This window comes from Burkholderia pyrrocinia (genome assembly GCF_001028665.1).
GTDB classification, from domain to species: Bacteria; Pseudomonadota; Gammaproteobacteria; order Burkholderiales; family Burkholderiaceae; genus Burkholderia; species Burkholderia pyrrocinia.
Genome location: NZ_CP011503.1, coordinates 2866883 through 2890253, shown reverse-complemented (window position 1 = coordinate 2890253; position 23371 = coordinate 2866883). Strand labels below are relative to the sequence as shown.

Annotated in this window: 20 protein-coding genes and 1 tRNA gene; 3 read left to right on the top strand and 18 right to left on the bottom strand. The window is 65.0% G+C overall.

Annotated features, from left to right (window positions below; translation table 11 throughout):
- Positions 1-53 precede the first annotated feature (53 nt).
- The gene (locus ABD05_RS13190) at positions 54-2264 is read left to right on the top strand and encodes a hypothetical protein (protein WP_047901198.1); all 2211 of its coding nucleotides are present in this window, start codon (positions 54-56) and stop codon (positions 2262-2264) included.
- An 81-nt stretch (positions 2265-2345) separates the two neighbouring features.
- Here ABD05_RS13190 and ABD05_RS13185 read toward each other — a convergent pair whose 3' ends face one another.
- The 14 genes from ABD05_RS13185 to ABD05_RS13120 form a co-directional block, all read right to left on the bottom strand.
- Entirely contained in the window at positions 2346-2762 is a 417-nt protein-coding gene (locus ABD05_RS13185; RefSeq protein WP_047900508.1) for a MerR family transcriptional regulator, read from the bottom strand.
- Between the two features lie 61 nt (positions 2763-2823).
- Complete coding sequence (locus ABD05_RS13180) at positions 2824-3210, bottom strand: integration host factor subunit alpha (RefSeq protein ID WP_046545481.1); 387 nt, start codon at positions 3208-3210, stop codon at positions 2824-2826.
- Between the two features lie 72 nt (positions 3211-3282).
- Positions 3283-5712: a phenylalanine--tRNA ligase subunit beta gene (gene pheT, locus ABD05_RS13175; protein WP_047900507.1), complete on the bottom strand. Its 2430-nt coding sequence runs from the start codon at positions 5710-5712 to the stop codon at positions 3283-3285.
- A gap of 96 nt (positions 5713-5808) precedes the next feature.
- Positions 5809-6822, bottom strand: coding sequence for a phenylalanine--tRNA ligase subunit alpha (pheS, locus tag ABD05_RS13170; protein ID WP_047900506.1), 1014 nt, complete (start codon positions 6820-6822; stop codon positions 5809-5811).
- Positions 6823-6971: 149 nt separating this feature from the next.
- A complete protein-coding gene (gene rplT, locus ABD05_RS13165; protein WP_004192938.1) occupies positions 6972-7331 on the bottom strand; it encodes a 50S ribosomal protein L20 in 360 nt (119 codons plus the stop codon).
- Positions 7332-7361: 30 nt separating this feature from the next.
- Positions 7362-7559 (bottom strand): 50S ribosomal protein L35, encoded by a 198-nt coding sequence (gene rpmI / locus ABD05_RS13160; RefSeq protein WP_004191477.1) that lies wholly within the window; start codon positions 7557-7559, stop codon positions 7362-7364.
- Between the two features lie 190 nt (positions 7560-7749).
- Entirely contained in the window at positions 7750-8274 is a 525-nt protein-coding gene (gene infC / locus ABD05_RS13155) for a translation initiation factor IF-3 (RefSeq protein ID WP_071734130.1), read from the bottom strand.
- A 49-nt stretch (positions 8275-8323) separates the two neighbouring features.
- Positions 8324-10231, bottom strand: a complete 1908-nt coding sequence (thrS, locus tag ABD05_RS13150) for a threonine--tRNA ligase (RefSeq protein WP_047900505.1) — start codon at positions 10229-10231, stop codon at positions 8324-8326.
- Positions 10232-10502: 271 nt separating this feature from the next.
- Positions 10503-10579, bottom strand: a tRNA-Val gene (locus ABD05_RS13145).
- Between the two features lie 85 nt (positions 10580-10664).
- Complete coding sequence (locus ABD05_RS13140) at positions 10665-12899, bottom strand: RelA/SpoT family protein (RefSeq protein ID WP_047900504.1); 2235 nt, start codon at positions 12897-12899, stop codon at positions 10665-10667.
- A 49-nt stretch (positions 12900-12948) separates the two neighbouring features.
- Positions 12949-13302: a RidA family protein gene (locus tag ABD05_RS13135; RefSeq protein WP_014897238.1), complete on the bottom strand. Its 354-nt coding sequence runs from the start codon at positions 13300-13302 to the stop codon at positions 12949-12951.
- 80 nt (positions 13303-13382) lie between these two features.
- Positions 13383-14279, bottom strand: a complete 897-nt coding sequence (locus ABD05_RS13130) for an alpha/beta fold hydrolase (protein ID WP_047900503.1) — start codon at positions 14277-14279, stop codon at positions 13383-13385.
- A gap of 206 nt (positions 14280-14485) precedes the next feature.
- Positions 14486-15127 carry a CoA transferase subunit B gene (locus tag ABD05_RS13125; protein WP_047900502.1) on the bottom strand — a complete coding sequence of 214 codons (642 nt, stop codon included), beginning with the start codon at positions 15125-15127 and terminating at the stop codon, positions 14486-14488.
- A 1-nt stretch (position 15128) separates the two neighbouring features.
- Positions 15129-15833 carry a CoA transferase subunit A gene (locus tag ABD05_RS13120; RefSeq protein ID WP_011545238.1) on the bottom strand — a complete coding sequence of 235 codons (705 nt, stop codon included), beginning with the start codon at positions 15831-15833 and terminating at the stop codon, positions 15129-15131.
- A gap of 223 nt (positions 15834-16056) precedes the next feature.
- Between ABD05_RS13120 and ABD05_RS13115 the strand changes: the two genes are divergently transcribed.
- Positions 16057-16602, top strand: coding sequence for a LuxR C-terminal-related transcriptional regulator (locus tag ABD05_RS13115; RefSeq protein WP_047900501.1), 546 nt, complete (start codon positions 16057-16059; stop codon positions 16600-16602).
- A 119-nt stretch (positions 16603-16721) separates the two neighbouring features.
- On the opposite strand, the gene ABD05_RS13110 is transcribed toward ABD05_RS13115, so the two are convergent.
- Positions 16722-17162 carry an acyl-CoA thioesterase gene (locus ABD05_RS13110; RefSeq protein ID WP_047900500.1) on the bottom strand — a complete coding sequence of 147 codons (441 nt, stop codon included), beginning with the start codon at positions 17160-17162 and terminating at the stop codon, positions 16722-16724.
- Between the two features lie 32 nt (positions 17163-17194).
- Positions 17195-17977 (bottom strand): SDR family oxidoreductase, encoded by a 783-nt coding sequence (locus ABD05_RS13105; protein ID WP_047900499.1) that lies wholly within the window; start codon positions 17975-17977, stop codon positions 17195-17197.
- 176 nt (positions 17978-18153) lie between these two features.
- Here ABD05_RS13105 and ABD05_RS13100 point away from each other — a divergent pair, with 176 nt between their 5' ends.
- On the top strand, positions 18154-19827 hold the full coding sequence (locus tag ABD05_RS13100) for an electron transfer flavoprotein-ubiquinone oxidoreductase (protein ID WP_047900498.1): 1674 nt from the start codon (positions 18154-18156) through the stop codon (positions 19825-19827).
- A gap of 153 nt (positions 19828-19980) precedes the next feature.
- On the opposite strand, the gene aroC is transcribed toward ABD05_RS13100, so the two are convergent.
- Positions 19981-21081, bottom strand: coding sequence for a chorismate synthase (gene aroC / locus ABD05_RS13095; protein WP_047900497.1), 1101 nt, complete (start codon positions 21079-21081; stop codon positions 19981-19983).
- 245 nt (positions 21082-21326) lie between these two features.
- Positions 21327-23261 carry an MFS transporter gene (locus tag ABD05_RS13090; protein WP_047900496.1) on the bottom strand — a complete coding sequence of 645 codons (1935 nt, stop codon included), beginning with the start codon at positions 23259-23261 and terminating at the stop codon, positions 21327-21329.
- Positions 23262-23371 lie beyond the last annotated feature (110 nt).

The window sequence follows — 23371 nt, the reverse complement described above, 5'->3', positions numbered from 1 at the left end:
GCCGTGCAGTGGCGCGCGCCGCCGTCGATCACGACAAGACATGGAGACAGACGATGCGGAATGCGGTCCGGCGCGGCCATCGCTCGCCTTTGGCAATTTTCGACTGGATTTCCGGCCCGCGACGCGCGGCCGCCCCGGTCTCGCACAAGACATCCCGCGTGTTCGGCTGCGGCGCGCTGGCGCTCGCGCTGCTCTGCACCGGCTGTGCGGAATCGTCCGCGCAGCGCGACGGCAACACGTCGGTCGCGTCGACGAAGATCGAGCGCACCAAAGCCGAACGCCTCGCCCGCGAGCAGCAGATCGCGCGCACCGTGCCGTCGCTCGCATCGATCAGCCTCACGCAACCGCGCCCGTTCACGCTGCGCGACTCGGGCCAGAACGGCGCGATGACGTTCCTGCGCGACGTCGATTTCCGCATCGTCAACAACCTCGGCTTCTTCATCCATCAGTTGTCGGCCACGCTCGTGCCGACGCAGACCGGCGCGCCGATCGTGTTCGACGATCCGACGAGCTTCGAGATCGACGTGCACGAAGGCACGGTCACGCTCGACAACGCGAAGCTGACCGCCCTCTTCGACACCTACATCTTCGGTTACCGCAACGCACCGCTGCGCAAGCTCGCCGTGTCGGCCGGCGATGGCGTGATCCATCTGCAAGGCGAGATGCAGCGCGACGGCTGGGTGCCGTTCTCGCTGACCGGCACGCTCGCGATCCGCGACGGCAGCCAGCTCGTGTTCCACCCGACCGGCGTGCGCGTGTCGGGCATCAACGCGCAGCCGGTGATGCGCGCGGCCAATGTGAAAATGGCCGACCTGCTGAAGGTCCGGACGCCGATCGCGCAGCTCGCCGGCGACGATCTCGTGATGTCGGTCGACAAGCTGATGCCGCCGCCGCGCCTGAAGCTCACGATCACCGCGCTGCGCGTGACGCCGGCCGGCCTCGACCTCGCGCTCGACGACGGCACGCATGCAGGCTTCGCGATGCCTGCGAACGCGCCTCAGCAGGCGATGGTCATCCGCGGCGGCGACGTGAAGTTCATGCGCTCGATGCCGATGAATGCGGACATCCTGATCGGGCCGGTCGATCCGACGAAACGCGACCAGAATTTCGTGTTCGACCTGTATCACTATCGCGACCAGGTGTCGGCCGGCTACTTCAATTTCGACGAAAACGGTGCGATGGCAATCCGCATGCCTTCGTACACGGGCCCGACCAGCGGCGCGCCGCTCGGCAATGCGGCAGCGCGCCTGAACGACAGCTTCCTCGCCGTGCAGCAGAATGCGCTGCGCGACGTGCGCCAGCACTGGGAAGCCTACGCGCTCGCGGCGGACACGGCGCGACCCGGCATGCAGAAGGTCGCGATGCGGCGCGCGTCGACCACGCCGTTCAACGAACGTCACGTGTCGAACCGCAACCCGACGATCCATCTGCGCAACGTCGACTTCAACCTGTCCGGCGATATCGGCTTCCATGTCGAGGATCTCGACGTCGAACTCGTGTCGAAGCGTCCCGGCGAGCCCGTCGATCTCGACGATCCGAACCAGTACGACATCCGCATTCTCGGCGGCACGGTCGTCGAGTCGTGGAAGGCGATGTCCGCGCTCTTCAACAACTATTTGCTCGACTACTCGCCGCGCTCGCTGAACAACCTGCAGCTGAGCGCGGATGGCCAGAACCTGCGCGTCCAGGGCGGCATCAAGCTGTGGAATCACGTGCCGGGCGTCTGGCTACCGACCGACATGAAGGGCTCTCTGACGGTGCTGGATGACCGGCACCTCGCGTTCAAGCCGTCCCAGGTGTCGGTGCTCGGCATTCCGCAGGCGAAGCTGCTGCGCTCGCTCGGCATCGAGCTCGCTTCGTTGACGCCGCTGCAGCGTCGCGGCGCGGAACTGCGCGGCGACACGCTGGTGCTCGACCAGTACACCGTATTCCCGCCGCCGGTGCTGAACGGCAAGCTCGGGCAGGCAACGGTCGAGCGCGACGGGCTGCGCCTCACGTTCCGGCGTGCGGCGGGCACGCCCGCGCCGAAGCGGCCGCAGATCGATGCACCGAGCTACATGTGGATGGAAGGCGGCGACATGAAGATGTTCAACGTGCTCGAACTGAACGTGCGCGCGCTGATCCGGAATTCGGCCGAGGCCGGCCCGATGCGCTTCGACCTGTACGGCTACCGCAGCCAGGTCGCGCAGGGCTCGGTGCGGATGCTGCCGGACGGCACGCTGGTCGTCGACATGGGACAGAAGAATCCGCTCGCGTCGCGCTGATCCGTGTGCGCGACATGCATGAAAAAAGCCCGGTGGCGCGTCGCCAACCGGGCTTTTCATTTCATCCTTCGCGCTGTGCGCTCAGTCGTGCTTCAGTCCGTCGATCACGTCGAGCAGCGCCTGCCGCAACGCGACGACGTCGACCGTTGCGCCCGTCTTGCCCGACACGCGCGTGTCGGCGGCCTGCACCTCGTCGGGTTCGACCGGCTCCGCCGCGGCCCGCTCGCCGCCCGGCGAATCGAGCCGGTTGCGCGCGCCGTTGATCGTGAACCCCTGCTCGTACAGCAGCTCGCGAATCCGCCGGATCAGCAGCACTTCGTGATGCTGGTAATACCGACGATTGCCGCGCCGCTTCACCGGCCGAAGCTGAGTGAATTCCTGTTCCCAGTAACGCAGCACGTGCGGCTTGACCCCGCACAGTTCGCTGACTTCACCAATCGTGAAGTAGCGCTTCGCGGGAATCGGAGGCAAAACGACTTTCTCAACCGTGGTGGTCATCGTCGGTTAACCGTCGGTAAGGGTGCGCGGCGGCCGCGCGGGGACGTCAGCGCGCGGGACGTTACTCCGTGCCGTTTTCGACCAGCGCCTTCAGCTTCTGGCTCGCGTGGAAGGTTACTACCCGGCGGGCCGCGATCGGAATCGCCTCGCCCGTCTTCGGATTGCGGCCCGGACGCTGCGGCTTGTCGCGCAACTGGAAATTGCCGAATCCCGACAGCTTGACGCTTTCGCCGTTTTCGAGCGCGTCGCGGATCACTTCGAAAAACGCCTCGACCATGTCCTTCGCTTCACGCTTGTTCAGCCCGACGCTGTCGAACAGCAGCTCCGCCAGTTCCGCTTTCGTCAGCGTGGGCGTCTCGGTGGACGCCGGCGCCGAAGCGTCGCGGTTCATGGCGCTGCGTTGCGCCGTCAGGAGGGCTTCGAATTCACTCGAGGTCATGTCGTTCATATCTGCCATACAGCGCGTTGAATCAAAACTTACGATGGGAAAAAGCCGCCCGCGAACGGGCGGGCCCTCTCCTTAGCCGCGCAGGCGCGCACCGGCGCGAGCCATCCGCTCGACCAGCGTCTGGATCGCCTGATCGACGACCTCGTCCTGTAGCGTGCCAGCCGCGTCCTGCAGCGTCACGCGGAAGGCAAGGCTCTTCTCGTGCGCGGCAAGACCACCGGAAGTATTTGATTTTGCACGAAATTCGTCGAAGAGTACAACCTTCTGAACGAATCGGCAGGCCTCTTCTGCAAGCGCCTTCTTCATTTCGTCGAAAAGTGCCTGAACCTCGACCGCCTGATCGACGACAACGGCGATATCGCGACGTACCGGAGGGAATTTCGACACGTCGGTCGGCGCGGGCAGCGCACGCGCAATCAGCGCGTCCGCATCGATCTCGAACATCACCGGCGCGTGCGGCAGCTCGTACTTCTGCATCAGGCGCGGGTGCAGCTCGCCGATCCAGCCGACCGCGCGGCCATCGACCTCGATCCGCGCGCTGCGACCCGGATGGAGGGCCGGATGCTCTGCCTTCACGAAACGTGCGGCCGCGGGCGCGAGCAGCGCCTCGAGATCGCCCTTCACGTCGAAGAAATCGACCGCGCGGGTCGCTGCGCCCCACTGCTCGTCGAGTGCCGGACCGTACGCAAGCGCGCCGACACGCTTCGGCTGCGCATGACCCTCGACAGCCAGCTCGCCGGCCTTCACCGACGGATCGGCGACGAACACCCGGCCCGACTCGAACACCCGCACGCGATCGGCGCGGCGGTTCAGGTTGTGGCGCAGCACGGCGATCAGGCTGCCGAACAGCGTCGTGCGCATCACCGAAAGCTGGCTCGCGATCGGGTTCAGCAGCCGGATGGGGTTGTCGTTGCCCGCGAAATCGTGCTCCCACTCCGCATCGACGAAGCTGAAGTTGACGGTTTCCGCATAGTCGCGCGCGGCAAGCGCGTGACGGATGTCGTGGATCGAGCGCCGCGTCTCGTTGGTCGCACGCATTTCGCTCGTCGCAACCGGCGGACGCGCGGGGATCTTCTCGAAGCCGTAGATACGCGCCACTTCCTCGATCAGGTCTTCCTCGATCTCGATGTCGAAGCGGTGCGACGGCGGCGTGACGAGGAACGCGTCGTCTTCAAGCTCGAACGGCAGGCCGAGGCGCGTGAAAATGCTGGCGATTTCGTCGGCGCCGATCTTCACGCCGATGATGCGGTTCGCGCGCGACACGCGCATCTTCACCGGCACGCGCTGCGGCAGGTTCACGGACTGATCGTCGACCGGGCCGGCCTTGCCGCCGCAGATCTCGAGAATCAGTTGCGTGATGCGTTCGACGTGCTCGACGGTCGTCGCGTAATCGACGCCGCGCTCGAAGCGATGCGCCGCATCGGTCGAGAAGTTGTACTTGCGCGCGCGGCCGCGGACGCTGTCCGGCCACCAGAACGCGGCTTCCAGGTAGATGTTGGTCGTGTCGAGCGTGACGGCGGTGCTGTCGCCGCCCATGATGCCGGCCAGGCTTTCGACCTGGCGGTCATCCGAAATCACGCCGACCGTTTCGTCCAGCTCGACCGTGTTGCCATTGAGCAGCTTCAGCGATTCGCCGCGCTTGCCCCAGCGCACCTCGATGCCGCCGTGGATCTTGTCGAGATCGAACACGTGCGACGGGCGGCCGAGCTCGAACATCACGTAGTTCGAGATGTCGACGAGCGCGGACACGCTGCGCTGGCCCGAACGCTCGAGGCGCTCGACCATCCACTGCGGCGTCTTCGCGTGCGCGTTCACGCCACGGATCACGCGACCCGAGAAACGGCCGCACAGATCCGGCGCGGCAATGCGCACCGGCAGCGTTTCGTCGAGCTCGACGCGCACCGGGCGGATGTCGACCGGCGTCAGCGGCGCGCCGGTGATCGCGGCCGTCTCGCGCGCGATACCGAACACGGACAGGCAGTCGGCCTTGTTCGGCGTCAGCTTGATTTCGAAGATCGTGTCGTCGAGATTGAGCGTCTCGCGGATGTCCTGACCGACCGGCGTGTCTTCCGGCAGGATCAGCAGGCCGCTGTGGTCCTCGGACAGCTTCAGCTCGCGCGCCGAGCACAGCATCCCCTGGCTCTCCACGCCGCGCAGCTTCGACAGCTTGATCGCGAACGGCTTGCCGCCCTCTTCTGCCGGCGGCAGTTCCGCGCCGACCAGCGCGACCGGCACCTTGATGCCGGGCGCCACGTTCGGCGCACCGCAGACGATATTCAGCGTCGCGCCGGTGCCGGCGTCGACCTGGCAGACATTGAGCTTGTCCGCATCCGGATGCTTGACGACTTCGAGCACGCGGCCGACGACGATCTTCGACGTCGGCGGCGCAGCCTTGCTCAGCGATTCGACTTCGAGCCCCGCCATCGTCAGCGCATGCGACAGTTCGTCGGTCGTGAGCTGCGGGTCGACAAAGGTTCTCAACCAGGATTCAGGGAATTGCATGGATGTCTACGTTCGAAACAGGTTAGATCGACGCCCGGGCCCCATCGGATCATCCGTCGGGGCGTGCGCGGGCACAGGTCGGCGCGGCGAGCGGCGTTATGCGAACTGGCGCAGGAAACGCAGGTCGTTCTCGAAGAACAGCCGGAGATCCTGGACGCCGTAGCGCAGCATCGTCAGGCGCTCGAGGCCGCTGCCGAACGCGAAGCCGATGTAGCGCTCGGGATCGAGGCCCATGTTGCGAATCACGGTCGGATGTACCTGCCCCGAGCCGGAGATCTCGAGCCACTTGCCGGCGTTCTTGCCTTGCTCGAACATCATGTCGATTTCGGCCGACGGTTCCGTAAACGGGAAATACGACGGACGGAAGCGCACGAGGATGTCGTCGCGCTCGAAGAATTTTTTCAGGAAGTCGGTATAGACGCCCTTGAGGTCGGCGAAGCTGATGTTTTCGTCGATCCACAGCCCCTCGACCTGATTGAACATCGGCGAGTGGGTCGCATCGCTGTCGACGCGATACGTGCGGCCCGGCGCGATCACCTTGATCGGCGGACGGTTCATGCGCGCGTAACGCACCTGCATCGGGCTCGTGTGCGTGCGCAGCAGCAACTGGCGGCCGTCGGCGTCCTTGCCTTCGACGTAGAAGGTGTCCTGCATCGAACGCGCCGGATGGTTCTCCGGGCTGTTCAGCGACGTGAAGTTGTACCAGTCGGTCTCGATTTCGGGACCGTCGGCCACGTCGAAACCGATCGAGCCGAAAATCTGTTCGACGCGCTCCCACGTGCGCATTACGGGGTGCAGGCTGCCTGCGCCGGCGCCGCGGCCCGGCAACGTCACGTCGATCGCCTCGGTGGCGAGGCGCTGGTTCAACAGCGCGTCGGCCAGCGCCTGGCGACGTGCGGTCAGCGCGGCTTCGACCTGCTGCTTCACGACGTTGATGCGTGCGCCTTCGGTCTTGCGTGCTTCGGGATCGAGCTTGCCGAGGCCTTTCAGCAACTCGGTCAGCGCACCCGACTTGCCGAGAAATCGTGCTTTCTCGTTTTCGAGCGTGGTGATGTCGGCAGCCTGTTCGAAGGACTGCTGCGCGTCGGCGACAATCTGGTCCAGATCCATAGATCCCATCATTTCCAACGTCATTCGGTCTTGGTGAGCGAAACTGCTCCACCAAACAAAAAAGGGGCTCGGAAGAGCCCCGTTTTCGCTGCAGCGGCCGAGACTACCGGATCATCGCTGCAACTAACCACGCAGTGCTAATTTCGCAATTAGGCTGCAACGGCGGCTTTCACTTGCTTGACGATCGCAGCAAAAGCAGCCTTGTCGAACACCGCCATGTCGGCCAGCACCTTACGGTCGAGTTCGATCGACGCCTTCTTCAGGCCGTTGATGAACACGCTGTAGGTCATGTCGTGCTGGCGAACTGCCGCGTTGATACGCGTGATCCACAGTGCGCGGAACACACGCTTCTTGTTGCGGCGATCGCGGTACGCGTACTGACCAGCGCGCATCACCGCCTGCTTGGCGATGCGGTAGACGTTATTGCGGCGGCCGCGATAACCCTTGGCCAGGTTGATGATCTTCTTGTGGCGGGCCCGTGCGGTTACCCCACGTTTGACTCGAGGCATGTTTCTCTCCTTAGAGTATCGATTGAGGGGTTACGCGAACGGCAGCATCGCGCGGACGGAGTTCAGATCGGAATCATGAACTGCCGTTGCGCCGCGCAGGTGGCGCTTGTTCTTCGTGGTTTTCTTGGTCAGGATGTGACGCTTGAAGGCTTGACCGCGCTTGACGGTACCGCCCGGACGCACCACGAAGCGCTTTGCAGCGCTCTTCTTGGTCTTCATCTTAGGCATGACGAACAACTCCAGTTTATTAGATGGCGATGGGTGTGCGGTTGGCTTGCGCCCTTGACCCGCCCTTCGAAACCCAGTCCACTTGTGTACGGCAAACCGCTTGCGCAGCCGCCGTCATTGCTGGCGCGCCGCCCTGACCGGGCAACGCGCCGAACCACTGTCGAACCTGCGCGCGAAGCGCGCGGGCCCGTTACTTCTTTTTCTTCGGCGAGAGCACCATGATCATCTGGCGCCCTTCCATCTTCGGCATCTGCTCGACCTGGCCGACTTCCTCGAGATCCGTGCGCAGACGCTCAAGCATCCGCATACCGATTTCCTGGTGAGCCATTTCACGGCCACGGAAACGCAACGTGATCTTCGTCTTGTCGCCCTCTTCGAGGAAGCGCACGAGATTGCGGAGCTTGACGTTGTAATCCCCGTCATCGGTACCCGGGCGGAACTTGACTTCCTTGACCTGGATGACCTTCTGCTTCAGCTTCGCTTCGTGCTGCTTCTTCGATTCCTGGTACTTGAACTTGCCGTAATCCATCAGACGGCAAACCGGGGGAACCGCTTGCGGCGCGATTTCCACCAGGTCAACATCCAGTTCTTCCGATTTACGGAAAGCATCAGCGAGTTTTACGATACCGAGCGGTTCGTTCTCGATCCCGACCAGACGCACTTCCGGCGCAGTGATTTCACCGTTGATGCGATGCGACGACTTATCAGTAGCGATGTTACGTTTCCTCTAAAAATTAAAAAAACGAGCCGCGCTGCCAGGGCGGTTACTTGAACGAGCGCAGGTCTTCCTGCAGACGCTCAACGAAGGCATCGATCGGCATCACGCCAAGATCGACGCCGCCACGGGCACGCACGGCTACCGTTTGCGCATCACGCTCCTTATCGCCCACGACGAGGAGATAAGGCACCTTTTCCAGCGTGTGCTCGCGTATTTTATAGCTAATCTTCTCGTTGCGCAAATCGGCCGTCACTCTAACCCCTTGTTTTTGCAACGATTGGGCCAGAGATTGCGCATATTCGACCTGACTTTCGGCGATATTGAGCACAACAGCCTGCATCGGCGCGAGCCAGACCGGCATTGCCCCAGCATGGTGCTCGATCAAAATGCCGAGGAATCGCTCCATCGAACCGACGATCGCACGGTGCAGCATCACGGGCCGGCGACGGCTGTTGTCTTCCGCCACGTACTCGGCGCCGAGGCGCTCCGGCAGCATCATGTCGAGCTGCAGCGTGCCGCACTGCCACGAACGGCCGAGCGCGTCCTTGATGTGGTACTCGATCTTCGGACCGTAGAACGCACCCTCGCCCGGCAGCTCTTGCCACTGGAGGCCGCACGCCGTCAGCGCTTCACGCAGGCCCTGCTCGGCACGGTCCCACGTTTCGTCGGAACCCATGCGCTGCTCCGGACGCAGCGACAGCTTGATGTCGATGTGGTCGAAGCCGAAATCGCCGTATACGCTCATCGCGAGCTTGTTGAACGCGATCGACTCGGCAATGATCTGGTCTTCCGTACAGAAGATGTGCGCATCGTCCTGCACGAAGCCGCGCACGCGCATCAGGCCGTGCAGCGCACCCGACGCCTCGTTGCGGTGGCACGAGCCGAATTCCGCGTAACGCAGCGGCAGGTCGCGGTACGAACGCAGGCCGTGGTTGAACACCTGGACGTGCCCCGGGCAGTTCATCGGCTTGATCGCGTAGTCGCGCTTCTCCGACTCCGTCGTGAACATGTTCTCGCGGTAGTTCTGCCAGTGGCCGGACGCTTCCCACAGCGAGCGGTCCATGATCATCGGCGTCTTGATCTCGAGGTAGCCGGCTTCGTTCACGCGGCGGCGCATGTACTGCTCGACCTGCTGCCACAGCGCCCAGCCCTTCGGATGCCAGAACACCATGCCCGGCGACTCTTCCTGCATGTGGAACAGGTCGAGCTGCTTGCCGAGCTTGCGGTGGTCGCGCTTTTCCGCTTCCTCGAGCATGTGCAGGTATTGGTCCTGGTCTTCCTTCTTCGTCCAGGCCGTGCCGTAGATGCGCTGCAGCTGCTCGTTCTTCGAATCGCCGCGCCAGTACGCGCCCGCGACCTTCATCAGCTTGAAGACCTTCAGCTTGCCCGTCGACGGCACGTGCGGGCCGCGGCACAGATCGGTGAAGCCGCCGTGCGAATACAGCTTGATTTCGTCGCTCTGCGGAATCGATTCGATGATCTCGGCCTTGTACTTCTCGCCGAGGCTGCGGAAATAACCCGCAGCCTCGTCGCGCGACACGACGCGGCGCGTCACGGGCTCGTCCTTCTTCACGAGTTCCTGCATTCGCCTTTCGATCTTTTCCAGATCTTCCGGCGTAAACGGACGGTTATACGAGAAGTCGTAATAGAAGCCGTTGTCGATCACGGGGCCGATCGTCACCTGCGCATCCGGATACAGATCCTTCACTGCGTACGCAAGCAAGTGGGCGGTCGAGTGGCGGATGATGTCGAGGCCGTCGGCATCCTTGTCCGTGACGATGGCGAGCGACGCGTCGCGGTCGATCACCGTGGACGTATCGACGAGCTCGCCGTCGAGCTTGCCACCAAGCGCAGCCTTCGCAAGGCCGGGACCGATCGAGGCTGCAACCTCGGCAACTGTCACCGGATGCTCGTATTGTCGAACTGAGCCGTCAGGCAAGCGTATCGAAACCATAGCAATCTCCGTGATGCCGACAGTGGGCGGCAGACCAGGCACGCGATGTAAAAGTCACGCGCGGAATATTCGCGACAAAAAAAATGCGGCCCCGCTTTCGAGGGGCCGCATTCGATACTTCATTCAAACTGAAAGGGCGAAAACGTTCCTCGACTAGCGTCGCTCCGAAGTGGTTTCGGTCAACGTTCGCGGTGTCATAACCGTATTCGCCTTGTTTGCGTTGAGCAATTTACTGCATCGAACACCCGGAGACCGGGCATTCTCAATTCGTTGGTAGGCTCGATTGGACTCGAACCAACGACCCCCACCATGTCAAGGTGGTGCTCTAACCAGCTGAGCTACGAGCCTAGAGAAGCTGAAATTATATGGAGCCGTTATCGGTTTGGCAAGCGTTTTTATGCGGTCGCAGCAAAATAACGGTGTTCCAACCCCATCACGCCTTGCGACCGGCCCGCACGACGCCCTGCACCTCGCCGAGCAGCGTGCAGGCGCGCTGGACTTGCGCCGAGTTCGACACCTCGACCGTGAATTGCATGAATGCCGCATTGCGGCGGCTCTGCGTCTTCACGCCCACGACGTTGATCTTTTCGCGTGCGAACACTTCGGAAATGTCGCGCAGCAACCCTTGCCGGTCGCTCGCCTCGATCATCAGGTCGACCGGATAAACGGACGCGCCGCGCCCGCCCAGCACGTCGGCGGACCAGGTCGTCTGCAGCACGCGCTCCGGTGCGCGCTCGACCATCCGGCGAAACGTCGGGCAGTCGCTGCGGTGGATCGACATCCCCTTGCCGCGCGTAACGAAGCCGCTGATCGGATCGGGCGGCGCCGGCCGGCAGCAACGCGCGAGCTGGGTCAGCAGCGCGTCGACGCCCACCACCAGCACGCCGGTCGACGCGCCGTGCGCGACGCTCGCGCCGCTGCTGCGCTTCTCGAAATCGGCCGGCGCCTCGGGCGTCGGCTCAGGCGGCGGCGCATCGGACAGCGCGTGCTCGACATTGCGCAGGCTGAATTCTTCCTTGCCGACGACCGAGAACAACTCCTCGGGCGACTTGAAGCCGAGCTTCGCGGCGAGGTTGTCCAGGTTGACCGACGTCTTGCCTTCGCGCTGCAGCGTCTTTTCGACGAGCGCCCGGCCGTGTGCGACGTTTTCTTCCTGCTCGATCGAGTTGAACCACGCGCGCACCTTCTGACGCGCGCGCGGGCTCTTCAGGTAACCGAGCTGCAGGTTCAGCCAGTCGCGCGACGGCCCGCCCTCCTTCACCGCGACGATCTCGACCGTCTGGCCGTTCGCGAGCGGCGTGTTCAGCGGCACCATCGCGCCGTCGACGCGCGCGCCGCGGCAACGATGGCCGAGCTCGCTGTGCAGGTGGTACGCGAAATCGACCGGCGTCGCACCCTGCGGCAGCGCGATCACGCGCGCCTGCGGCGTCAGCACGTAGATGTGGTCGTCGTCGAGCGACGTCTCGCGCAATTGCGCCCACGCCTGGTCGCCCGATACCCCGGGGCCGTCCTCGACGTCGTCCTTCCACGCGAGCAACTGGCGCAGCCACGCGATCTTCTCGTCGTACTTGTCGCTCGCCGAGAACTGGCCGCCATAACCGCGCGCGCCGGCCTCCTTGTAGCGCCAGTGCGCGGCAACGCCATACTCGGCGAAGCGGTGCATTTCCTGCGTGCGGATCTGCACTTCGAACGCGCGGCCGTCGTCGCCGATCACGACCGTATGCAGCGACTTGTAGCCGTTCGGCTTCGGTCGCGAGATGTAGTCGTCGAACTCCTTCGGCACCGGCTGCCACAGGTGATGCACGATGCCGAGCACCGTGTAGCAATCCTTGATGTCGGGCACGATCACCCGAAACGCGCGTACGTCGTACAGCTCGGAGAAATCGAGCTCCTTGCCGCGCATCTTGCGCCAGATGCTGTAGATATGCTTCGGCCGGCCGCTCACGTCGGCCTGGATGTTCGCGTCCGCCAGCTCTTGCTGCAGCCGCGCGATCGCCTGCGTGACGTACGCCTCGCGTTCGATGCGCTTCTCGTCGAGCAGCTTCGCGATCCGCTTGTAGGTGACGGGATCCTCGAAGCGGAACGCGAGATCCTCGAGCTCCCACTTCAGTTGCCAGATCCCGAGACGGTTCGCGAGCGGCGCATAGATCTCGAGCGTCTCGCGCGCGACGTCGGGCGGCGGATCGATCTTCGCGGCCGCGTAGTAGCGCAGCGACTGCAACCGCGACGCGAGCCGGATCAGCACCACCCGGATGTCCTGCGCGAACGCGAGGAGCATCTTGCGCAGCGCCTCGATCTGCGTGCGCCGCTCTTCCGCCGCGTCGCGCCCCGCGTCGGGCACCGCATTCTGCGCGGCACGCAGGCTGACGGTGCCGAGCCGCAACAGCTTGCGCACGTCGGATACGAGCCGCGCCACTTCGTCGCCGAAACGCTCGGCGAGCTCGCGCTCGGGATTGCTCAGGTGCGGCGTCAGTACGAACAGCGCGGCGGCCTGCATCGCCGACGGATCGACGTTCAGCGTACGCATGATCGACGCCGTGCCCGCCGAGTGATCGGCAAGCAGTTCGCCGGACGACAGGCGCGCGTCGCCGGCCCGCTCGCGCACGAACGCGAGCACGTCGTCGAAAGACGGTGCCGCGACGGGGGAAGTGGAAACAGACTCGGTCATTGCACGGCCTGACGGAATGCGGTCATCGTCGGTTGATGCTTTGCCCCGCTCAGCTCCGCTGCGCGGCGACGACCACGATCTCGACGAGCAGCGCCGGATCCGCGAGCTTCGCCTCGACGGTGGCGCGCGGCGGCGTGTTGCCCTGCGCGACCCACGCGTCCCACTCCGCATTCATGCCTTCGAAATTCGCCAGGTCCGAGATGTAGATCTGCACCGACAGCAGATGCGCCTTGTCGCTGTTCGCTTCGGCGAGCAGGCGGTCGATGTGGCCGAGCACTTCGCGCGTCTGGCCCTTGATGTCCTGCGTGGTGTCTTCGGCGATCTGGCCTGCCAGATACACGGTACCGTTGTGGATCGCGGTTTCGGAGAGACGGGCCCCGACGTGGTGACGAATGACTGCCATGGAATGTTCCGGTCGTGAGTGGGTGAAGAATCGGACGACGACACGGCCCGCGTGCCGCCGAACCGCATATTATGACGCGTTTATGCGTCGCCTTCGACGAAAAACCGCCGCGCGAGCGCAATCTGGTCGGCGCTGATGAACGCCGGCGCGTGGCCCGCACCCGGAATCTCGGCCTGCGTCACATGCCGGCCGCGGCGCATCATCTCGGCCACCGTCTCGCGCGACAGCAGGTCGGACGTCTCGCCGCGCACGACGAGCAGCGCCGCGTCCGTCGTCTCGATGGCGCGCCACAGCGCGGCCTCGCCGAGCGCGGCCAGCTCGGGCGTCGTCGCCTTGAAGGGTTCGGCAATGCGCGGATCGTAGCGCATCGTCCAGCCGCCTTCGGGCAGCTCGCGCAGCAGCGGTCCGTTGATCTCGCGCCACTCGTCGCCAGTCAGCGCGCCGAACGGCAACGACAGCGACGTCAGGTAGTCGATGCCCTCCTGTTCGGTCGCAAAGCGCGGCTGCACGCCGAGATATTCGCCGATGCGCGTCAGCGAATCGGGCTCGATGCGCGGGCCGACGTCGTTGACGATCATCCGGCGCAGCGGCGAACCGGGCAGCCCCGCGAGCGCCATGCCGATCAGGCCGCCCATCGACGTGCCGAACCAGTCGACCGATTCGACGTCGAGCCGCGCGATCAGCGTCACCATGTCGGCCACGTATTGCGGAATCGCATAGAGCCGCGGATCGGCCAGCCGGTCGGACCGGCCGCGCCCGACGACATCGGGGCAAACGACGCGATACGTATCGGACAGCGCGGCGGCGAGCCGGTCGAAATCGCGCCCGGAACGGGTCAGGCCATGCACGCAGACCAGCACGCGAGGGTTGGCGGGATCGCCCCACTCGGTATAGGCGACGTGGTGAAGGCCGGCAGCGCTCGCACACTGCACGCGCCGCTGGCGAGGAACCGCCGGATTCGCTGGGGTCGTTGGCATCGTTGGCATCCTGTCGATCGGGGGGCGACGCGCGGGGCAACGCTTGCGACGCCCGATGCAAACGATTGTAAACCGCTTCCGCCGCACGGGTCCGCCCACCGGGCACCGTGCACCGGGCAGGCGGCGCGGCCGCACGCAATGACAAACGCCCCGCATGCCGTCGTCCGGCATGCGGGGCGTCGAAACGGCGCTTGCGCGCGGAGAACTTAGGCGACCGCGCTGACGTCGAGCGGCGCGCCCGTCTTCGCCTGGATCTCGTCGGCGCTCACGCCGTCGGCGAGCTCGAGGACCTTCAGGCCGGCCGGCGTCACTTCGATCACGCCGAGATCGGTGATGATCAGGTCGACCACGCCGACACCGGTCAACGGCAGGTTGCACTCGTCGAGGATCTTGTGCTGGTCGCCCTTCGCGACGTGCTCCATCAGCACGACGACGCGCTTCACGCCGGCGACGAGGTCCATCGCACCGCCCATCCCCTTGATCATCTTGCCGGGGATCATCCAGTTCGCGAGGTCGCCCTGCTTGCTGACCTGCATCGCGCCGAGGATCGCGAGGTTGATGTGGCCGCCGCGAATCATCGCGAACGAGTCGGCCGACGAGAAGATCGACGAGCCCGGCAGCGTCGTGACGGTCTGCTTGCCGGCGTTGATGAGATCGGCGTCGACTTCGTCCTCGGTCGGCGACGGGCCGATGCCCAGCAGGCCGTTCTCCGACTGCAGCCACACCTCGACGCCTTCCGGCACGTGGTTCGCGACGAGCGTCGGCAGGCCGATGCCGAGGTTCACGTAGAAGCCGTCCTGCAGTTCCTTCGCCGCGCGCGCGGCCATCTGGTCACGATTCCAGGCCATGTCAGTCTCCTTTCGCGCGTACGACGCGTTGTTCGATGCGTTTTTCCGGCGTCGCGTTCAGCACGATGCGCTGCACGAAAATCCCCGGCGTATGGACCTGGTCCGGATCGAGTGTGCCGTTCTCGACGATCTCCTCGACCTCCACCACGGTGATCTTGCCGGCCATCGCGCACATCGGGTTGAAGTTGCGCGCGGTGCGGCGATAGATCAGGTTCCCGGACTTGTCGGCCTTCCACGCCTTCACGAGCGCGACATCGGCCGTCAGCGACGGCTCGAGCACGTAGTGACGATCGCCGAACTGGCGCGTTTCCTTGCCTTCCGCGATCACGGTGCCGTAGCCGGTATTCGTGAAGAACGCGGGGATGCCCGCGCCGCCCGCGCGCAGCTTTTCGGCCAGCGTGCCTTGCGGCGTGAATTCGAGCTCGAGTTCCCCGGCCAGGTACTGGCGCTCGAACTCCTTGTTCTCGCCGACGTACGACGAGATCATCTTCTTGATCTGGCGCGTTTCCAGCAACAGGCCGAGACCGAAACCGTCAACGCCTGCGTTGTTGCTGATGCACGTGATGCCCTTGACGGCCGAATCGCGCAACGCCGCGATCAGCGCCTCCGGAATCCCGCACAGGCCGAAGCCGCCCACCGCGAAGGTCTGTCCGTCACGGACGATCCCTTCCAGCGCGGCAGCCGCGCTTGGATAGACTTTGTTCATCTGTTGTCCCTTCCTCTATGGAAACCAGCAAAACCGGTTCACGCGCCCATGTGGGCCGCAAGCCCGCCGCATCATTCTATGCATGCGCGGCGATGCCTGCGTCGAGGCGCGCTGTTTTTATGTCGCGGCAAAGCGCCGCGAGATGCCTGAAAGGGTACGATGCGGCGCGGATGCGGCACAATACGCAAAAATACATAAGCGTTTGCCTCCGGTTACCTGCGCCATGACCGCTCTCGATTACCAGACTGCCTTCCACCTCGCGCCGCTCGGCCTCGTGATGTCGCGCGACCGCGTAATCGAGGACTGCAACGACGCGCTCGCGTCGATCTTCCGCTGCGCGCGGGCCGACCTGATCGGAAAATCGTACGAGGTGCTCTACCCGTCGACGGACGAATTCCAGCGAATCGGCGAGCGCATCGCGCGCGTGATGGCCGCGAACGGCATCTACTCGGATGACAGAATCATGAAACGGGCCGACGGCGAGTTGTTCTGGTGCCACGTGACGGGCCGCGCGCTCGACCGCACCGCGCCGCTCGCCGCCGGCGTCTGGACCTTCGAGGATTTGAGCGCGACGCGCCGCGTCGCCGTCGAGTTGACCCCGCGCGAGCGCGAGATCGCCGCACAACTCGCGACCGGCAAGACCAGCAAGCAGATCGGGCGCGTGCTCGACATCAGCTCGCGCACGGTCGACATCTACCGCGCACGGCTGATGCGCAAGTACGGGACGAACAACACGCCGGAGCTGCTGCAGCGCCTGCTCGGGCAGTGAACGGGCAGCAAATGGCAGCGCCCGGATGACAATCGGCCGCGCATGGCGGCCGATTCGGGTAACGACAACGGGCATGGCGACTCACCGGCACGCCGGCGCCGGCCTCGCCGTATCGGCCCTCAGCCGATATTCGTCGCGAGCGCGCGTTCGATCGTGTCGCGCAGCAGTTGCGGCAGCGGCACCGACTTGCCGAGCGCGTAGTCGACCCACACGCAGCGCGCGTTGCCGCGCGCATAGACGTGCTGCGGATCGTCCGCACGCGTGAGCTCGAAACCGGTATCGAAGCTGCTTCGGCCAGGTTTCGCGGCCGACATCTTCGCGATCACGTCGCCCGGATAGTGCAGTTGCTTGAGGAATTCCATCGACGCCGTGACGATGACGGGCCCCTGCCCCTCGCCGTTGCCGCCGGCGATGCCGAGTTCCTCGAACCACGAGATCCGCGCCTGCTCCATGTAGCGGAAATAGACCGTGTTGTTCACGTGGCCGAACGCGTCCATGTCGCCCCAGCGGATCGGCATCGACATCTCAAAAACGGGTGAGTAATCGCTTGTTGCGCTCATTGCAGTCTTCTTTGTTGCGGTATGTCATCCGCTCACGCGAGGCCGAAGCCGTCGTCGGCGGAGATAATCGAGCCATTGATGAACTGCGACTCGTCGGCCGCGAGCAGCAACAACAGCCCGTCGAGATCCTGCGGCTTGCCGACGCGCCGGCGCGGCAGCATCGACTGCAGCTTCTGGCCCTGCTCGGTTTCCCACAGGTAATGATTGATTTCGGTATCGATATAGCCCGGACAGATCGCGTTGACGTTGATCCCGTGGCGCCCCCATTCGAGCGCCATCGCGCGCGTCATCTGCACGACCGCGGCCTTGCTCATCGCGTACAGCCCGATCTGCGGAAACACGCGCAAGCCGGCCACCGACGCGATGTTGATGATCCGGCACGGCGGCTTGCCGTTACCGCTGCCGTTCGCGCGCATGATCATCCGCTTCGCGACTTCCTGCGCGACGAAAAACGCGCCGCGCGTATTGGTATCGAACACGAATTCGAAGTCGGCCGGCGTCACGTCGACGAGCTTCTGCATCGTCGACACGCCCGAATTGTTCACGAGGATGTCGATCGTGCCGGCTTCCGTCTCCGCGTGCGCGACCGCCGCCTTGATGCTCTGGACGTCCGTGACGTCGAGCGACACCACGTGCGCGGCGCCCCCCTCCGCTTCGATCTCCGCGCGCAGTTCCTTCAGGCGCTCGACGCGGCGGCTCGCGAGCACGACCTTCGCACCGGCCTGCGACAGTACCTGCGCAAAGCGTTGCCCGAGACCGCTCGACGCGCCCGTGACCAGCGCAACCTTGCCTTCCAGATTGATCGACCGACCCATTGCATACCCCTTTCGATGTCGTTTCGCCGCCCCGGACAGCGCAGCCCGTGCGGCATAACCCTAGCATAAAAATAGAACGATCGTGCTAATCTAGCCACCTGCTGTTGCGGCAAGCGTTTCGTTTCGCAGACAATACGCTCCCGAATAAAAGCATTCTAACGGTTAGAGGAACGCCAATGACCCCCGCAAGCCTCATCGAGCAATACGGCCCGCGCGAATCGATGGAATACGACGTCGTGATCGTCGGCGGCGGCCCCGCCGGGCTGTCGGCGGCGATCCGGCTCAAGCAGCTGGCCGCCGAGAAAGGCACCGAGATCGGCGTGTGCGTGCTCGAGAAGGGTTCCGAGATCGGCGCGCACATCCTGTCGGGCGCGGTGATGGACCCGCGCGCGATCACCGAGCTGTTCCCTGACTGGAAGGAACAGGGCGCACCGCTGACCGTCGAGGTGAGCGAGGACCGCTTCCTGTTCCTGTCCGAGAAGAGCGCGGTGACGACGCCGAACTGGGCGTTGCCCGAGAACTTCAAGAACCACGGCAACTACGTGATCTCGCTGGGCAACGTCACGCGCTGGCTCGGCACGCAGGCGGAAGCGCTCGGCGTCGAGATCTTCCCGGGCTTCCCGGCTGCCGAGATTCTCTATAACGACGACGGCTCGGTGAAGGGCGTCGCGACCGGCAACATGGGCGTGGGCAAGGACGGCGAGCCGACCGAGAACTTCCAGCTCGGCATGGAGCTGCACGCGAAGTACACGCTGTTCGCCGAAGGCTGCCGCGGCCACCTCGGCCGCCAGCTGATCTCGAAGTTCAAGCTCGACGCGAACGCCGATCCGCAGGCGTACGGGATCGGCATCAAGGAACTGTGGGAAATCGATCCCGCGAAGCACAAGCCGGGCCTCGTGATCCACACGGCCGGCTGGCCGCTGAAGTCGGATACCTACGGCGGCTCGTTCCTGTATCACATGGACAACAACCAGGTCGTGGTCGGCTTCGTGGTCGGCCTCGGCTACACGAACCCGTACCTGTCGCCGTTCGAGGAATTCCAGCGCTACAAGACGCATCCGTCGATCCGCGCGTTCCTCGAAGGCGGCAAGCGCGTGTCGTACGGTGCACGTGCGATCACCGCGGGCGGGCTGCTGTCGCTGCCGAAGACGGTGTTCCCGGGCGGCGCATTGATCGGCGACGACGCGGGTTTCCTGAACGCATCGCGGATCAAGGGCAGCCACGCGGCGATCAAGACCGGCATGCTGGCGGCCGACGCCGCGTTCGACGCGTTGCAGGCCGGCCGTCAGTCGGACGAGCTCAACGCGTACCCGGACGCCTTCAAGCAGTCGTGGCTGTACACGGAGCTGTACCGCGCGCGCAACTTCAAGCAGTGGATGGCCAAGGGGCTGTATCTCGGCACGCTGATGGTCGGGCTCGAGCAGAAGGTGATGGGCGGCAACGTGCCGTGGACGCTGCATCACCAGCACGCGGACCACGAGACGCTGAAGCCGGCGTCGCAGTGCGAGCCGATCGAGTATCCGAAGCCGGACGGCAAGCTGACGTTCGACCGGCTGTCGTCGGTGTTCATCTCGAACACGAACCACGAGGAGAACCAGCCGGCGCACCTGACGCTGAAGGATGCGAACGTGCCGGTGAACGTGAACCTGCGCACGTACGCGGGGCCGGAGGGGCGCTTCTGCCCGGCGGCCGTGTACGAATTCGTGAAGAACGACGACGGCAGCGATCGGCTGGTGATCAACGCGCAGAACTGCGTGCACTGCAAGACCTGCGACATCAAGGACCCGACGCAGAACATCGTGTGGGTCACGCCCGAAGGCGGCGGCGGGCCGAATTACCCGAACATGTAACCTGCCGGAACGCGCCGCCACGAGCGTCGCGTTTTTTGGCGGGCCGCGCTGCAATCTGCAGCAAACGAAACGGGGCGCCGCATCACGCAGCGCCCCGTTTGCATTCATCGCTCGACGGTCGAGACGAGGCGCACCGCGCCCCGCCCGCTTGCGTCAGGTCGCGCTGCCCGCGATCTTCGGCGTCGGCGTCTCGACGTCGCCGCACTGCGCGCGATGGCGCAGTGCATGATCGATCAGCACCAGTGCGAGCATCGACTCGGCGATCGGCGTCGCGCGGATGCCGACGCACGGGTCGTGGCGGCCGAAGGTTTCCACCGTGGCCTCCTCGCCGGCCTTCGTGATCGAACGGCGCGGCGTGCGGATGCTCGACGTCGGCTTGATCGCGATCGACACGGTGATGTCCTGCCCCGTCGAAATCCCGCCGAGCACACCGCCCGCATGGTTGCCGACGAAGCCGCCCGGCGTCAGCTCGTCGCCGTGCACCGAGCCGCGTTGCGCGACGCTGTCGAAGCCCGCGCCGATCTCGACGCCCTTCACCGCGTTGATGCTCATCATCGCCTTCGCGATGTCCGCATCGAGGCGGTCGAACACGGGTTCGCCCCAGCCGACCGGCACCCCCGACGCGACGACGTCGATGCGCGCGCCGATCGAATCGCCGTCCTTGCGCAGCGCATCCATGTAGGCCTCGAGTTCCGGAACGACCGCCGCGTTCGGCGAGAAGAACGGATTCTCGCGCACATGCGACCAGTCGACGAACGGCACGTCGATCTCGCCGAGGCCGCTCATGTAGCCGCGCACCTCGACGCCGAAGCGCTCGCGCAGCCACTTCTTCGCGACCGCACCCGCGCCGACGATCGGCGCGGTCAGGCGCGCGGACGAGCGGCCGCCGCCGCGATAGTCGCGGATGCCGTACTTCTGCCAGTAGGTGTAATCGGCATGGCCGGGACGGAACGTCTCGACGATGTTGCCGTAGTCCTTGCTGCGCTGGTCGGTATTGCGGATCAGCAGCGCGATCGGCGTGCCGGTCGTCACGCCTTCGAACACGCCCGACAGGATCTCGACCTCGTCGGCCTCCTGCCGTTGCGTCACGTGCCGCGACGTGCCGGGCTTGCGGCGATCGAGCTCGATCTGGATGTCGGCTTCGGTCAGCCCCATCCCCGGCGGGCAGCCGTCGATCACGCAGCCGATCGCGGGACCGTGCGATTCGCCGAAGGTCGTGACAGTGAAAAGCGTGCCGAGGGTATTGCCGGACATGATGGAACCGCCCAAAGAGAAATGGGCAAACCGATGCGCTGCCCGGGCAGCAGGCAGATCGATCGTTTGCCGGTCGAGAAAAGAGGTAAACCGCTATTATGCCAGCCGTCCCGGGCCCGCGGGCCGCATGAAACGTCGGCCGGGCGCACGGTGCGCGCATACGCGGCCCGGATGGTGCGGCCGGAAGCCCGTTCCGGCCGGCTTGCAGCCGAATGCCTGCCCGCGCGATGCCCGCGGGCGCCCGCCTACTTCCGCGCGCCGCGCAGTTCGGTCACCGCGGCCTGCAGCGACTCGGGCGTTGCAACCGACGCCGGGATCGGCTCGCCGACCGCCAGCGTCAGCCGGCTCATCACGCCGCGCTTGATGGGCCGCGGCATCCGCGCATCGGAATGCCGTGAGAAATAGCTGCCCCAAAGCCCGCGCAGCGCCATCGGAATCACCGGCGCCGGCGTGCGGCTCAGGATCTCGGTGATGCCGTGATGGAACGTATTGATGTCGCCCGTCTTCGTCAGCTTGCCCTCGGGGAAGATGCACACGAGTTCGCCGTCCTTCAGCGCGGCCTCGCACGCGTCGTACGCGCGCGTGAGCATCTCGGGATCCTCGTGGCGCGGCGCGATCGGGATCGCCTTCGCATGCCGGAACACCCAGCTCGCGAAGCGCGTCTTGAAGATCCGGTGATCCATCACGAAACGGATCGGGCGCGGGCTCGCGGCGGCCAGCACGAGCGCATCGACGTAGCTGACATGGTTGCAGACGAGCACGGCCGCCCCTTCCGCCGGGATCCGCTCCGCGTGCACGAGGCGAATCCGGTAGAAGGTGTGCACGAGCACCCACGCAACGAAGCGCAGCAGGAACTCCGGCACGAGCAGGTAGATATACGTCGCGACGATCACGTTCAGCAGCGCGGTGACGAGGAACAGGCCCGGGATGTCGACGCCGGCCTTGGTCAGCCCCATCGCCATCACGGCCGACAGGATCATGAACAGCGCGTTCAGGATGTTGTTCGCGGCGATGATCCGCGCGCGGTGCGTCGGCGCGCTGCGGCTCTGGATCAGCGCGTACAGCGGCACGCTGTAGAAGCCGCCGAACATCGCGAGCAGGAACAGGTCGGCCAGGATGCGCCAGTGGCGCGCGCCGGCCAGGAATTCGCCGACCGACAGCAGATGGCCGGGCGACGGCAGCGCGTGGCTCGCGAAGTACAGCTCGATCGCGAACACGCTGATGCCGATCGAGCCGAGCGGTACGAGGCCGATCTCGACGCGCCGCTGCGACAGCCGTTCGCACAGCAGCGAGCCGAGGCCGATGCCGACCGAGAACGTCGCGAGCAGGATCGTGACGACGTCGGGGCTCGCGGACAGCACGTCCTTCGCGAAATTGAAGAACGACGTGAGGAACGTCGCACCGACGAACCACAGCCACGAGATGCCGAGCAGGCTCAGGAACACGGTGCGGTTCTGCCGCGCGAGCCCGAGGTTGCGCCAGGTCTCGCTGAACGGATTCCAGTTGATCACGAGATCGGGCTGCGGCGCCGGCGTGGACGGCACGCGCTGCGAGACGAGCCGCCCCGCGATCGCGATGACGACGACGCTCACCGCGAGCACGCGCTCGCCGCTGCCTTCGATACCCGCGGCCGCGCCGCCGATGATCGTGCCGATCAGGATCGCGATGAACGTGCCCATCTCGACGAGACCGTTGCCGCCGACCAGTTCGTGCTCGCCGAGATGCTGCGGCAGATACGAATACTTGACGGGCCCGAACAGCGTCGAGTGCATCCCCATCATGAACGTGCACAGATACAGCAGGGTCGCGCTGTGCGTGACGAAGCCGGCCGCGCCGACCAGCATCAGCACGATCTCGAAGGTCTTCACGAAGCGCGTGAGGGTCGCCTTGTCGTACTTGTCGGCGATCTGGCCGGACGTCGCCGAGAACAGCACGAACGGCAGGATGAAGATCGCGGAAATCAGGAATGCGGCAGTCTTCGCATCGACGCCGGAGAACCGCGCGGTGTGATAGGTGACGAGCGACGTGAAGCCGATCTTGAAGACGTTGTCGTTCAGCGCGCCGAGGAACTGGGTCGTGAAGAACGGTGCGAAACGGCGCTCGCGCAGCAGGTCGAACTGCGACGCGTGGGCGCGCCTTTCGTCGCGCTGCCCCGATGTGGCTTGCGTTTGATCGCTCATGCGGAATACGCGCGCGTCGTCTTGGCGAAGCTGCGCGGGCCTTGTCGTGTTGTCGTTGAAAAAACGGCGGCGCAGGACAAACCTGCGCCGCCGCGTGCCGGATGGCGACG